Here is a 13,615-nt window from a genome sequence, read left to right as displayed (position 1 = left end):
AAGTAAAATATTCTTAGTAAAACTGTCAATGATTCCTTGCGCCCTGACTGGAACCGAACAGGGCCGAGGCCGGCGCGCAACAGCAATGAAGGACACCGCGATGACCGACCATTCCCCCGCAGAGCTGCGCCGCATCCTGGCCGAGGACGGCGGCCGCCCCTTCGACCTAGCCGAACGGCTGGGCGTCCCCGAGGCGGCGCTGGTTGCGGCCCGGATCGGCCACGGCACCACCCGCATCGACCCGCTGCCCGGCCGGCTGATCCCGCGGGTGCAGGCACTGGGCGAGGTCATGGCGCTGACCCGCAACCGCTCTTGCGTGATCGAGAAGATCGGCACCTACAACGACTTCCACGACGGCGAACATGCCGCCATGACCGTGGACCCCGAGATCGACCTGCGCATCTTTCCGCGCCATTGGGTCCATGCCTTCGCCGTCGAGCAAGAGGCCGAGACGGGCACGCGCCGCTCGATCCAGGTCTTCGACGCGGCGGGCGATGCGGTCCACAAGATCCACCTGCGCGAGGGCTCGGACCTGCCGGCCTGGGAGGCGCTGAAGCGCGACCTGGCGCTGCCGGACCAGTCGGACACCGCCAGCTTCGAGCCCCGCGCGCCGGTCGAGCCGCCAAGGGCCGGCGCCGAGCGCGCCGATGCGCTGCGCCGGGAATGGGCGGCGATGACCGATACGCATCAGTTCAACATCCTGATCCGGCGGCTCAAGATGAACCGGCTGGGCGCCTATCGCATCGCCGGCGCGCCCCTGGTGCGGCCGCTGGCGGTCGAGGCGGTGCCGGCGCTTCTGGAGCGCGTCCATGCCGGGGGCGTGGGCGTGATGTTCTTCGTCGGCAACATGGGCTGCATCGAGATCCATTCCGGCAAGGTCCATTCGCTCAGGCCCATGGGGCCGTGGCTGAACGTGATGGACCCGCGCTTCAACCTGCACCTGCGCGGCGATCATGTCGCCGAGGTCTGGGCGGTGGACAAGCCCACCAAGCGCGGCCCGGCCATCTCGGTCGAGGCGTTCGACGCCGAGGGGGCGCTGATCTTCCAATGCTTCGGGCTGCGCCCGGAAAAGGGCGGGAATGCCGAGCAATGGGCGACGCTGGTCGCCGACCTGCCGGCGCTGGCAGAGGCGGCGGAATGAAACGGCTGGCCCTTGCCCTGATCCTGCTGGCGGGCACCGCCGGCGCCGAGACCTATCCCGAGGCCCGGCGCGTGCTGTCGCTGGGCGGCTCGGTGACCGAGATCGTCTATGCGCTTGGCGAAGAGGCGCGGCTGATCGGCCGCGACACCACCTCGAACTGGCCGCCCGAGGCCAATGCCCTGCCCGATGTCGGCTATGTCCGCGCGCTGTCGCCCGAAGGGGTGCTGTCGGTCTCGCCCGACCTGATCATCGCCGAGGACGGCGCCGGCCCGCCCGAAGCGGTGGCGGTGCTGCAATCGGCCGGGGTGGCCTTTGTCAGCGTCGAGGAACGCTATGACGCCGAAGGCGTGCTGGACAAGGTCGATGCGGTCGCCGAGGCGCTCGGCGTGCCCGACAAGGGCCGCGCGCTGCACGAAAGGCTGGCGGCCGACCTGCAAGCGGCGCTCGGCCGGGCGCAGGCCGTGGGCGAGCCGAAGAAGGTGCTGTTCGTGCTGTCCCTGCAGGGCGGGCGCGTCATGGCCGGCGGCGCGGACACGGCGGCGGACGGCATCATCCGGCTGGCCGGGGCGCAGAACGCCATGCAGGGCGTCCAGGGCTACAAGCCCGTTACCGACGAGGCGGTGATCGAGGCGGCGCCCGATGTCATCCTGATGATGCGGCGCGGCGACGAACGGGCGGACGCGGATGCCAATGGCGGCAGCAGCCACACGGCGGCGAAAGAGGCCGCGCTGGCCATGCCGGCGCTGGCCCAGACCCCGGCCGGGCGCGAGGGCCGGCTGGTGATGATGGACGGGCTGAAACTGCTGGGCTTCGGCCCCCGCACCGGCGAAGCCGCGGTCGAGCTGCACGACCTGATCTATACGGGGTCGTGATGGTGGCCGTGACGCCCGACCTTCGCCCCGAACGGCTGGAAGGGGACCGCAGCCACCGCGCCCGGCGCCTGGGCCTGTTCCTGGCGCTGCTGCTGGCCGTGGTGGCGGTGATCTCGCTGGGCTGGGGGGCCTCGGGGACGTCGCTCACGCGGGCGGTCTCGGACCTGATGGCGGGGCGCGAGCTTGCGGTGCAGGACCGGGTGGTGCTGATGGACATCCGCCTGCCGCGCGTGCTGATGGGCATCTTCGTCGGTGCCTCGCTGGCGGTCTCGGGCGCGGTGATGCAGGGGCTGTTTCGCAACCCGCTGGCCGATCCGGGCATCGTCGGCGTCAGCTCGGGCGCCTCGCTGGGCGCGATCCTGGCCATCGTGCTGGGCAGCGCGCTGCCCGCCGGGATCGCGGCGTTCTTCGGCTGGTATCTGGTGCCCGTCGCGGCCTTTGCCGGCGGCTGGCTGACCACCATCGCGCTTTACCGCATCGCCACGCGGCGCGGGCGCACCTCGGTCGCGACCATGCTGCTGGCCGGCATCGCGCTGGCCGCGATCATGGGGGCGCTTTCGGGCGTGGTGATCCTGCGCGCCAGTGACCGGGAATTGCGCGACCTGACCTTCTGGGGGCTGGGCTCGCTTGCCGGGGCGAACTGGCCCAAGCTGCTGGCCGGGGCGCCGATCATGGCGCTGGCGCTGCTTTACGCCCCCTGGCTGGCGCGCGGTCTGAACGCGCTGGCGCTGGGAGAGGCGGCAGCCGGCCATGTCGGCATCCGGGTGCAAAAGGTCAAGAACCGCGCCATCCTGACCGTCGCCGCCGCCACCGGCGCCGCCGTTGCGGTCTCGGGCGGCATCGGCTTCGTCGGCATCGTCGTGCCGCACCTCTTGCGGCTGGCCAGCGGGCCGGACCACCGCTGGCTGCTGGTCAACTCGGCGCTTCTGGGCGCGGTGACGCTGCTGCTGGCCGACATGGTCAGCCGCACCGTCATCGCCCCGGCCGAACTGCCGATCGGCATCGTCACCGCCATCATGGGCGGGCCCTTCTTCCTGTGGATCCTGCTGCGCAACCGGGGGGTGCTGGACCTGTGAGCCTGATCGCCACCGACATCCGGGTCAGCCTTGGCCGCAAGGAAATCCTGCACGCCGTCTCGGTCGAGGCGCGCGCGGGCGAGATCACCGCCATCGTCGGGCCGAACGGCTCGGGCAAGACCACGCTGATGCGCAGCCTGACCGGAGAGCTGCCCAGCCGCGGCCGCATCGCCCTGAACGGGCGCGACATCGCCCGCATGTCGCCCGAGGAGCTGGCGCAGCGCCGGGGCGTGCTGCCGCAGGCCGCCGCGCTGTCCTTCCCCTTCACCGTGGCCGAGGTGGTGCGCATCGGCGTCGAGGCGCGCGGCGAACGCGCCGAGGCGCTGGTGCCGGCGGCGCTGGCGGCGGTCGATCTGCCAGGCTTTTCCGGCCGGCTTTACCAGGAACTGTCGGGCGGCGAACAGCAGCGGGTGCAGCTTGCCCGCGTGCTGGCGCAGGTCTGGCAGCCGGTAGACGCGGACGGCCCGCGCTGGCTGATGCTGGACGAGCCGGTCAGCAGCCTGGACATCGCGCATCAGCTGACGGTGATGCGGCTGGCCGCCGATTACGCCCAGGCCGGCGGCGGCGTGGTCGCGATCATGCACGACCTGAACCTGACTGCGCTTTTCGCGCAAAAGCTGGTGCTGATGAGCGGCGGCCGCGTGCTGTGCCAGGGCCGGCCCGGCGAGGTGCTGACCGACGACTCCCTGTCGCTCGCCTATGGCTGCCGGCTGCGGGTCAATGCCGTGCCCGACAGCGGCATCTGGGTGCTGCCCCACGCGGCGGCGTGACCGGCAAGCGCGAAAACTCCGCGACCTAAAGCCGCGCCCATTTGCAAGCCGGGCCCGCCGCCCGCATATTGGGCATGACCCCGGCGATGGGAGAAGGCGGATGCATGCCATGGTGCTGGAACGGATCGGCGCGCCGCTGGTCTGGACCGAACTTCCCGACCGCGAGCCCGGCCCGGCCCAGATCCGGGTCGCCGTCTCGGCCTGCGGCGTCTGCCGCACCGACCTGCATGTGGTCGACGGAGAGTTGCCCGACCCGGTGCTGCCGATCATCCCGGGGCATGAGGTCGTCGGCCGGATCGAGGCGCTTGGCCCCGGCGTCGCCGGCCTTGCCCTGGGCCAGCGGGTCGGCATCCCCTGGCTGGGCCATAGCTGCGGCGCCTGCCCCTATTGCCGCGAGGGGCGCGAGAACCTGTGCGATGCGCCGGGCTTCACCGGCTATACCCGCGACGGCGGCTATGCGACCTCGGTGATCGCCGACGCGCGTTTCGCCTTTCCCCTGGGCGAGACGGGCGAGGACGTGGCGCTGGCGCCGCTGCTTTGCGCCGGGCTGATCGGCTGGCGCGCGCTGGTGATCGCGGGCAAGGCGCCTCGGCTGGGACTTTACGGCTTTGGCGCCGCGGCCCATATCGTCGCGCAGGTGGCGGCATGGCAGGGCCGTGCGGTCCATGCCTTCACCCGCCCCGGCGACCTGCGCTCGCAGGACTTCGCGCACAGCCTGGGCGCGGTCTGGGCAGGCGGCTCGGACCAGGCGCCGCCCGAACCCCTGGATGCGGCGATCATCTTCGCCCCGGTTGGCGATCTGGTGCCCCTGGCGTTGAAAGCGGTGCGCAAGGGCGGCCGCGTGGTCTGCGCCGGCATCCATATGAGCGACATCCCCGCCTTTCCCTATGCCCTGCTCTGGCATGAACGCCAGATCGCCTCGGTCGCCAACCTGACGCGGCAGGACGGGCTGGACTTCCTGTCGCTCGCGCCCCGCATCGGGATCGCGACCGAAACCACGACCTATCCGCTGCGCGAGGCCAATCGCGCGCTGGACGACCTGCGCGCCGGCCGTTTCGACGGCGCGGCCGTGCTGGTGCCCTGAGCCGCCCGCCGGGCGCGGTGGCGCCCGGCCCATGCCTTTCCTGCCGGGATCCCTGCCATGACGCATAAGGTGAACACCCCCGAAGCCGGCCCCGCCGGGACCGATACCGCCCCGTATCGCACCATCGACCGGCTGCGCGAGGCGATGGCCGCCGGATTCGGCACCGGCGTCTCGCCGCTGGCGCTTGGCATGGCGCTGATCGACTGGTCGGCGCATCTGGCCGCCGCGCCGGGCAAGCGGCTGGAACTGGCCGACCGGGCCGCGCGCGAGACGGCCGAGCTTATGGCCCATATCGCCGCGCTGGCCACGGACCCCAAGGCCGAGCCGGTGATCCGCCCCGGCCCGCAGGACCGGCGATTTGCCGCCGCGGCCTGGCAGAACCCGCCCTTCAGCATCTGGGTCCAGGGCTTCCTGCTGGCGCGGCAATGGTGGCACGAGGCCACCCATGACGTGCCCGGAACCGATCCGCATTACGAAAACCTGCTTTCGGCAATGGTGCGGCAATGGCTCGACATGGCCTCTCCGGCGAACCTGCCCTTCACCAATCCCGAGATCATCGCCCGCAGCATGCAGACCGCCGGGCTGAACCATCTGGCCGGCATGCGCAACTGGTGCGAGGACATGGCACGGCTCGCCGCCGGCAAGCCCCCGGTCGGAACCGAGCGGTTCCGCGTCGGTTACGAGGTCGCGGCGACGCCCGGCAAGGTGGTGTTCCGCAATCACCTGATCGAGCTGATCCAATACGCCCCCGCGACCGAAACCGTGCTGGCCGAGCCGGTGCTGCTGATCCCGGCCTGGATCATGAAATACTATATCCTGGACCTATCGCCGGAAAACTCGCTGGTCCGGCATCTGGTCCAGGCCGGGCATACGGTCTTTTGCCTGTCCTGGCGCAATCCCACGGCCGACGACCGCGACCTGACGCTGGACGACTACCGCCGCCTGGGGGTCATGGCGGCGGTCGAGGCGATCAATGCCATCCTGCCCGGGCGGGGCATCCATGCGGCGGGCTATTGCCTGGGCGGCACGCTGCTGGCCATCGCGGCGGCGGCCATGGCCGGGGCGCGGGACGACCGGCTGGCCAGCGTCTCGCTTCTGGCGGCGCAGACGGATTTCACCGAGCCGGGGGATCTGGCGCTGTTCGTCGACCACGACCAGCTGCACAGCCTGGAAAATGCGATGCGGCAGCGCGGCTACCTGACGGCCGAGCAGATGCTGGGCGCCTTTCGCTTCCTGCGCTCGAACGACCTGGTCTGGTCGCGCATGGTGCACGCCTATCTGATGGGCGAGCGCGAGCCGATGACCGACATCCTTGCCTGGAGCAGCGATTCCACCCGCATGCCCTATCGCATGCAGGACGAATACCTGCGCCGGCTCTATCTGGAAAACGCGCTGGCCGGCGACCGGCTGCGGGCGGACGGCCGTCCCGTGGCGCTGCGCAACCTTCGCGCACCGATCTTTGCAGTCGGCACCGAAGAGGATTACGTCGCCCCCTGGCGATCGGTCTATCAGCTGCATTGCCTCAGCGATGCCGAGCTGACCTTCGTGCTGGCGGACAAGGATCATCTGGCGGGCATCATCTTCGACCCCTCGCAGCCGGGCAGCCATTACCGCATCGCCACCCGCGGCCCGGACGATACCTGCCTGCCCCCCGAGGACTGGCTGCGCGCCGCCGCATGGCGCGAGGGCTCATGGTGGCCGGCCTGGAGCGGTTGGCTGGCGCGGCATTCCGCCGCCGAGCGGGTGGCGCCCCCGGGCATCGGCGCCGCCGCCGCGGGCTATCCGGCGCTGGAGGATGCCCCGGGCAGCTATGTCCGCCAGCGCTAGGCCAGCAGCGCGGCGGCCTCCATCGCCATCATGCATTCCTCGTTGGCGGGGATGACCAGCGTGGCGAAATCGCCCAGCGGCGCCATGTGGCGCAGGATCGCCTCGCGCACCGGGGCGGCGTTCTCGCCGATGCCGCCGGTAAAGACCATCGCGTCGATGCCGCCCAGCGAAACCGCCATCGCGGCCGCCGCCTGCGCGCATCTCAGCGCAAAGAAGTCCAGCGCAAAGCGCGACTGCGCCGAGCCGTCCGTCAGCAGCGCCGCGACATCGTTCGAGCGGCCCGACATGCCCAAAAGGCCCGAGCGGTTATAGATCAGATCCTCGATCTCTTCGGGCGTCATGCCGAAGCTGCGCTGCATCAGCAGGATGGCGCCGGGATCGACCGCGCCCGAGCGCGTGCCCATGGGGATGCCGTCCACCGCGGTCATGCCCATGGTGGTATCGACGCTGCGCCCCTGATGCATGGCGCAAAGGCTGGCGCCATTGCCCAGATGCGCGGCGACGACCCGGCCGCGATGCAGCTCGGGATGGTCGCGCGCCAGAACCTGCGCCAGCCATTGATAGGACAGGCCGTGAAAGCCATAGCGGCGCACGCCCTGCTCGAACAGCGGCTCGGGCAGGGCGAAATGGGTGAACAGCGCGTCGCGCCCGGCATGAAAGGCGGTGTCGAAACAGGCGAGGTTCGGCACGTCCTCGCCCACCAGCCGGCGGGCGGCGGCGATGGCGGCCAGACCATGCGGCTGGTGCAGCGGCGCCAGCGGGATCAGCGCCGCCAGATCGACCAGCACCTGCGGCGTCACCGGGGTCGAGCGGGTATAGCGCGTGCCGCCATGCACGATGCGATGCGCCACCGCCTCGATCCGCCAGCCCTCGTCATGGGCGTCGATGAAATCCAGCACCGCCTGCATGGCGGCGGCATGATCGCCGCCGGCGACCGGGCTGCGGACCTGGGACGCGCCGGTCAGTTCGGCCACCAGTTCGGCATCCGCGCCGATGCGGCTGACCGCGCCGCGCGCCAAGAGCGCCAGCCCCTCGCGCGCAAAGACCCGGAACTTGAGGCTGGACGAGCCGGCGTTCAGCGTCAGGATCGCCGCGATCATTTCACCTGCCCCAGCCGGCGCGCCTCGGCCATCAGCACGGCCAGCGCGGTGGACAGCATGCGGGCGCGCACGGAATCGGCGCGGCTGGACAGCATGACCGGCACCCGCGCGCCCAGGACGATCCCCGCCGCATCGGCACCGCCCATGAAGATCAGCTGCTTGGCCAGCATGTTGCCCGATTCGATGTCGGGCACCAGCAGGATGTCGGCCTGCCCCGCCACCGGCGAGGCGATGCCCTTTTCCCGCGCCGCCGCCGGGCTGATCGCATTGTCGAAGGCCAGCGGACCGTCCAGCTCCGCATCCTCGATCTGGCGGCGATCGGCCATCTTGCACAGCGCCGCCGCATCCAGCGTGGCCTGCATCTTGGGATTGACCGTCTCGACCGCGGCGAGGATCGCGACCTTGGGCCGCGCCGGTCCCCAGAGCACGCGCCAAAGCCCGATGGCATTGTGCACGATGTCGGCCTTGACCATCAGGTCGGGCGCGATGTTGACCGCCGCATCGGTGATGATGAAGGGGCGCGGATAATCCTCGGTCAGCATCAGGAAGGCATGGCTGATCCGCCGCTCGGTGCGCAGCCCGCATTGCGGGTGAATGACCGCACCCAGCAACTCGTCGGAATGCAGCGAACCCTTCATGATGGCGCCGACCTGGCCGGCCGCGGCCATCTGCGCGGCGCGGGCGGCGGCGGCATGGCTGTGCTCGGTATCGACGATCTCATAGGCGTCGGGGGCATGGCCGGCCTCGGCCAGCGCGGCGGCGATGCGGGCGGCGGGGCCGATCAGCACCGGCTCGATCAGTCCGGCCGAACGCGCCTCCTCCACCGCCTCGAAGACGGCGTGCTGCACCGGGTGGACCACGGCGGTGCGCAGGGGCGGCAGCCCGGCGCAGCGGTCGATGATGGCTTGATAGGCGTCGGTCATCGCTATCCTTCCGTTCTGGCCTTCCGTTCCGGCGCGAGTCCTGATCCCGAGGATCCCGATCTGCCGGCCGGAGACAAGCGAAATCCCGGTCGCGACCCGGAATGCCACAGGAAACGCCGGCCCGCTGCGACGATCCGACACGGGCAGGCAGGATCCGGGGTCAGCGTTCGGGCTCAGTTGGTCGCGCCCAGCAGCCGCGCGATCTCGGCGCGCAGTTCCGACAACTCGAAGGGCTTGGCGATGAAGCCGTCAGCGCCAAGCGCCAACCCCTTGCGGCGCTCGACCACCGAGCCGCGCGCGGTCATCAGGAGCACCCGCACGTCGCGCAGGGCGGGATCGGCACGCAGCGCCCCGACGATCTCATAGCCCGAGATGTCGGGCAGCATGATGTCCAGAAGCACCAGGTCGGGCCGGTTGGCGCGGATCTCGTCCAGCGCACCGCCGCCGCCGGCGATCCGCCTGTAGCTGTGGCCGGCCCGCGCCAGCAGGAACTCCAGCGCGGCGGCGATGTTGTCCTCGTCCTCGACGATCAGGATATGGGCCATCACCCCTCCCAAAGACCGGACACCAGACCCGGCACGGCCGGATCGAGACGACGAAGGCCCGCCCCCGAAAGGGACGGGCCGCCATTCCCGGCTTCAGTGCGACGAGGCTTCCGACGCGCCGATCCCGGTTTCCGAGCGCACCTGCTGGGCCAGATAGCCCGCCCGGTCGATGCGTGCCCGCGCGCCGTTGTCCATCTTGGACACGATCCAGATGCCCAGGAAGGCCAGGGTCATCGAGAACAGCGCCGGCGAGGTATAGGGGAAGGGCGCCGATCCGGCAGGGTTGCCCAGCGTCGCCTCCCAGACCGAGGGCGACAGGATCGTCAGCACCACCGAGGAGATCAGCCCCAGGAAGCCGCCGGTCACCGCGCCCTTGGTCGTGCAATCCTTCCACAGCACCGACATGAACAGCACCGGGAAGTTGGCCGAGGCAGCCACCGCGAAGGCCAGCGACACCATGAAGGCGATGTTCTGGTTCTTGAAGGCGATGCCCAGCACGACCGCGACCAGGCCCAGCACCAGCGTGGTGATGCGCGAGACGCGCAGCTCGCTGCCCGGCGCGGGGTTGCCGTTCTTGATCACGGTCGCATAGAGGTCATGGCTGACCGCCGAGGCGCCCGAGAGCGTCAGCCCGGCGACCACCGCCAGGATGGTAGCGAAGGCCACGGCCGAGATGAAGCCCAGGAAGACGTTGCCGCCCACCGCCTGCGCCAGATGCACGGCCGCCATGTTGGAGCCGCCGACCAGCGCGCCGGAGCCGTCCAGGAACTCGGGATTGGTCAGCACGAAGGTGATGGCGCCAAAGCCGATGATGAAGGTCAGCAGGTAGAAGTAGCCGATCCAGCCGGTCGCCCACATCACCGACTTGCGCGCTTCCTTGGCGCTGGGAACGGTGAAGAAGCGCATCAGGATATGCGGCAGGCCGGCGGTGCCGAACATCAGCGCCATGCCGAAGCTGATGGCCGAGATCGGATCCTTGATGAAAGTGCCCGGACCCATGATCGACTGGCCCGCAACCGCGGCTTCCTCGGCGGTCTTGCCGCCGGCGGTTGCCAGCTCGGCCTTGACGCGCACGGCATCGGCGAACATCGCCTCGGGGCTGAAGCCATAGTGCCACATGACCATGAAGGACATGAAGGACGCGCCGCCCAGCAGCAGGCAGGCCTTGATGATCTGCACCCAGGTCGTCGCGGTCATGCCGCCGAAAAGCACATAGATCATCATCAGCGCGCCGACGATCACCACGGCGATCCAGTAGTCCAGCCCGAACAGCAGCTGGATCAGCGAGCCCGCGCCCACCATCTGCGCGATCAGGTAGAAGGCCACCACGACCAGCGTGCCCGAGGCGGCGAAGATGCGCACCGGGGTCTGGGCAAAGCGGAAGGCCGCCACGTCGGCAAAGGTGAAGCGGCCCAGGTTGCGCAGCCGCTCGGCCATCAGGAAGGTCAGGATCGGCCAGCCGACCAGGAAGCCGATCGAATAGATCAGCCCGTCATAGCCCGAGATCATCACGGCGGCCGAAATCCCCAGGAAGGATGCGGCCGACATGTAGTCGCCGGCGATGGCGAGGCCGTTCTGGAAGCCGGTGATGCCGCCGCCGGCGGTATAGAAATCCGCCGCCGACTTGGTTTTCGCGGCCGCCCATTTGGTGATGTAGAGCGTCGCCAGCACGAAGGCGGCGAACATGGTGATGGCGGTCCAGTTCGTCGCCTGTTTCTCGGCGCCCTGGATCACGTCGGCGGCCATGGCGCTGCCGGGCACGGCCAGGGCCGCGGCCAGCAGGCCCTTGCGCAGGATGTTGTGGTTCATTTCAGCGCCTCCCGCCGGACCTTCTCGCTCAGCTCGTCGAACTCGCCGTTCGCGCGGCGGACATAGACGCCGGTGATGATGATGGTGAAGATGATCACGCCAAAGCCCAGCGGGATGCCCCAGGTCATGACGCCGTCGCCGATCCGCGCGGCGAGCATCTCCTTGTCGAAGGCGATCAGCAGGATATAGCCGTAATAGACGATCAGCATCGCGATCGTCAGGATCCAGCCATAGCGGGATCGCTTCGCCTTCAGTGATTGATAGTTCGGATCTGCGGCGATCCGTTCGGCCAGGTTGTCTTGCATCGGGGTCGTGCTCCTCCACTGCCACGATCTGCGGTCTTTTCGGCCGCGCCGGCGGCATGCCGGCGAAGTCGGGCCTTGCTGGGCGGCTGTCGGCGGTTGGCGGGTTTCTCAAGCCAAGCCGCAGCCGGTCCATGGGCGCGGTGCTGCGCCCATGGTGATCGGTGTCTTGTCCGGGGCCGGCGGCGCGTTGCCGCCGGCCGCTGCCGTCAGTGACGGTTCATTCTGTTTTCGATGAGTTGGTCCACGACGCCCGGGTCTGCGAGCGTGGAGATGTCTCCGAGGGCGCCGAAATCGTCCTCGGCGATCTTGCGCAGGATGCGGCGCATGATCTTGCCCGAACGGGTCTTGGGCAGGCCCGGCGCCCATTGGATCAGGTCGGGCTTGGCGATCGGGCCGATCTCGGTGCGCACCCATTTCTCAAGGTCGGCGCGCAGCTCGTCGCTGGGCTCGACCCCGTTCATCAGCGTCACATAGGCATAGATGCCCTGGCCCTTCAGCGGGTGCGGATAGCCCACCACCGCCGCCTCGGCCACCTTCTCATGCGCCACCAGCGCCGATTCCACCTCGGCCGTGCCCATCCGGTGGCCCGAGACGTTGATCACGTCGTCCACCCGCCCGGTGATCCAGTAATAGCCGTCCTCGTCCCGCCGGCAGCCGTCGCCGGTGAAGTAATAGCCCGGATATTGCTGGAAATAGGTCTCCATGAAGCGCTGGTGGTCGCCCCAGACCGTGCGCATCTGCCCCGGCCAGCTGTCGGCGATGCACAGCACCCCCTCGACCCCGTCGCCCTCCTGCACCGCCCCGCTCGAGGCATCCAGAACCACCGGCCTGACCCCGAAGAAGGGCAGCGTCGCCGAGCCCGGCTTGGCCTCGATCGCGCCGGGCAGCGAGGTGATCATGTGACCCCCGGTCTCGGTCTGCCACCAGGTGTCGACGATCGGGCAGCGCCCCTTGCCCACATGCCGGTCGTACCAGACCCAGGCCTCGGGGTTGATCGGCTCGCCCACCGTGCCCAGCACCCGCAGGCTGGACAGGTCGTGCTTCTCGACCCATTCCGGCCCCTGCCCCATCAGCGCCCGGATGGCGGTCGGCGCGGTGTAGAACTGGTTGACCCCGTGCTTTTCGCAGACCGCCCAGAAGCGGCCGGCATCCGGCCAGGTCGGCACGCCCTCGAACATCAGCGTCGTGGCGCCGTTGGCCAGCGGGCCGTAGACGATATAGCTGTGCCCCGTCACCCACCCCACGTCGGCCGTGCACCAGAAGATGTCGCCGTCCTTGTAGTCGAAGACGTATTGATGCGTCATCGCGGCATAAAGCAGGTAGCCGGCGGTCGAATGCACCACGCCCTTGGGCTTGCCCGTCGAGCCCGAGGTATAGAGGATGAACAGCGGGTCCTCGGCATTCATCGGCCGCGGCGGGCAATCCGGGCTGACCTGCTCCATCATCGCCAGCACGTCCACGTCGCGCCCGTCGATCCAGCTGGTCTGGTCGCCGGTATGCCTGACCACCAGGCAGCGCACCCGGTCCGAGCAATGCAGCAGCGCCGCGTCGGTATTCGACTTCAGCGCCGTCTTGCGGCCGCCGCGCGGCGCGGTGTCGGCGGTGATCACCAGCTTGGCGCCGCTGTCGTTGATGCGGTTGGCCAGCGCGTCGGGCGAGAAGCCGGCGAAGACGATGGAGTGGATGGCGCCGATCCGCGCGCAGGCCAGCATGGCATAGGCCGCCTCGGGGATCATCGGCAGGTAGATCACCACCCGGTCGCCGCGCATCACCCCCTGGCTCAGCAGCACGTTGGCGAAGCGGTTCACCTTTTCCGACAGTTCCGCATAGGTGATGTGGCGCGCCGGCTGGTCCGGGTCGTCCGGCTCGAAGATGATCGCGGCCTGGTTCGCGCGCCCGGGCAGGTGGCGGTCGATGCAGTTGACCGAGGCGTTCAGGATGCCGTCCTCGAACCACTTCACCGAGACCTGGCCCATGGCGAAATCGGTGTTCTTCACCCTGGAATAGGGGTGGATCCAGTCCAGCCGCCTGCCCTCGCGGCCCCAGAACCCGTCAGGGTCCGAGATCGATTCGGCATACATGCGGGCGTAATCGCCAGGCTGGACCAGGGCATCCCCAAAACCCGGCGGAATCGGATGTTTCCCAGAAGTTTCAATGGTCATG

The 13,615-nt window shown here is 69.4% G+C and carries 12 protein-coding genes; 6 read left to right on the top strand and 6 right to left on the bottom strand.

What is annotated here, in order from left to right:
- The first annotated feature begins 100 nt into the window (after positions 1-100).
- The 6 genes from BLT64_RS12015 (at position 101) to BLT64_RS11990 (ending at position 6,770) form a co-directional block, all read left to right on the top strand.
- Positions 101-1,141, top strand: coding sequence for a hemin-degrading factor (locus BLT64_RS12015; protein WP_011750431.1), 1,041 nt, complete (start codon positions 101-103; stop codon positions 1,139-1,141).
- Positions 1,138-2,013 carry a heme/hemin ABC transporter substrate-binding protein gene (locus BLT64_RS12010; protein WP_011750432.1) on the top strand — a complete coding sequence of 292 codons (876 nt, stop codon included), beginning with the start codon at positions 1,138-1,140 and terminating at the stop codon, positions 2,011-2,013. The genes BLT64_RS12015 and BLT64_RS12010 overlap by 4 nt, the downstream gene beginning before the upstream one ends.
- The gene (locus BLT64_RS12005) at positions 2,013-3,089 is read left to right on the top strand and encodes a FecCD family ABC transporter permease (protein WP_011750433.1); all 1,077 of its coding nucleotides are present in this window, start codon (positions 2,013-2,015) and stop codon (positions 3,087-3,089) included. The genes BLT64_RS12010 and BLT64_RS12005 overlap by 1 nt, the downstream gene beginning before the upstream one ends.
- Positions 3,086-3,859 (top strand): heme ABC transporter ATP-binding protein, encoded by a 774-nt coding sequence (locus tag BLT64_RS12000; protein WP_011750434.1) that lies wholly within the window; start codon positions 3,086-3,088, stop codon positions 3,857-3,859. Before BLT64_RS12005 ends, BLT64_RS12000 begins: the two co-directional genes overlap by 4 nt.
- Positions 3,860-3,968: 109 nt before the next feature.
- Positions 3,969-4,943 (top strand): zinc-dependent alcohol dehydrogenase family protein, encoded by a 975-nt coding sequence (locus BLT64_RS11995; protein WP_232290555.1) that lies wholly within the window; start codon positions 3,969-3,971, stop codon positions 4,941-4,943.
- Positions 4,944-5,000: 57 nt separating this feature from the next.
- A complete protein-coding gene (locus BLT64_RS11990) occupies positions 5,001-6,770 on the top strand; it encodes a PHA/PHB synthase family protein (RefSeq protein ID WP_011750436.1) in 1,770 nt (589 codons plus the stop codon).
- Here BLT64_RS11990 and BLT64_RS11985 read toward each other — a convergent pair.
- From BLT64_RS11985 to acs, 6 genes are all read right to left on the bottom strand, one after another.
- Complete coding sequence (locus BLT64_RS11985) at positions 6,767-7,870, bottom strand: acetate/propionate family kinase (protein WP_011750437.1); 1,104 nt, start codon at positions 7,868-7,870, stop codon at positions 6,767-6,769. The two genes, BLT64_RS11990 and BLT64_RS11985, sit on opposite strands and share 4 nt — an antisense overlap.
- Positions 7,867-8,901: a bifunctional enoyl-CoA hydratase/phosphate acetyltransferase gene (locus BLT64_RS11980; RefSeq protein WP_261766718.1), complete on the bottom strand. Its 1,035-nt coding sequence runs from the start codon at positions 8,899-8,901 to the stop codon at positions 7,867-7,869. The genes BLT64_RS11985 and BLT64_RS11980 overlap by 4 nt, the downstream gene beginning before the upstream one ends.
- 65 nt (positions 8,902-8,966) lie before the next feature.
- Positions 8,967-9,338 carry a response regulator transcription factor gene (locus tag BLT64_RS11975; protein ID WP_011750439.1) on the bottom strand — a complete coding sequence of 124 codons (372 nt, stop codon included), beginning with the start codon at positions 9,336-9,338 and terminating at the stop codon, positions 8,967-8,969.
- A gap of 93 nt (positions 9,339-9,431) precedes the next feature.
- The gene (locus tag BLT64_RS11970) at positions 9,432-11,147 is read right to left on the bottom strand and encodes a cation acetate symporter (protein ID WP_011750440.1); all 1,716 of its coding nucleotides are present in this window, start codon (positions 11,145-11,147) and stop codon (positions 9,432-9,434) included.
- Positions 11,144-11,452 carry a DUF485 domain-containing protein gene (locus tag BLT64_RS11965; RefSeq protein ID WP_011750441.1) on the bottom strand — a complete coding sequence of 103 codons (309 nt, stop codon included), beginning with the start codon at positions 11,450-11,452 and terminating at the stop codon, positions 11,144-11,146. The genes BLT64_RS11970 and BLT64_RS11965 overlap by 4 nt, the downstream gene beginning before the upstream one ends.
- 206 nt (positions 11,453-11,658) lie before the next feature.
- Positions 11,659-13,614 carry an acetate--CoA ligase gene (gene acs, locus BLT64_RS11960; protein WP_011750442.1) on the bottom strand — a complete coding sequence of 652 codons (1,956 nt, stop codon included), beginning with the start codon at positions 13,612-13,614 and terminating at the stop codon, positions 11,659-11,661.
- Position 13,615: the final 1 nt, after the last annotated feature.

The sequence above is a fragment of the Paracoccus denitrificans genome (assembly GCF_900100045.1).
Classification (GTDB): domain Bacteria; phylum Pseudomonadota; class Alphaproteobacteria; order Rhodobacterales; family Rhodobacteraceae; genus Paracoccus; species Paracoccus denitrificans.
Note: the sequence above shows the minus strand (reverse complement) of the source record. Positions and strands in the feature narration are given on the sequence as shown.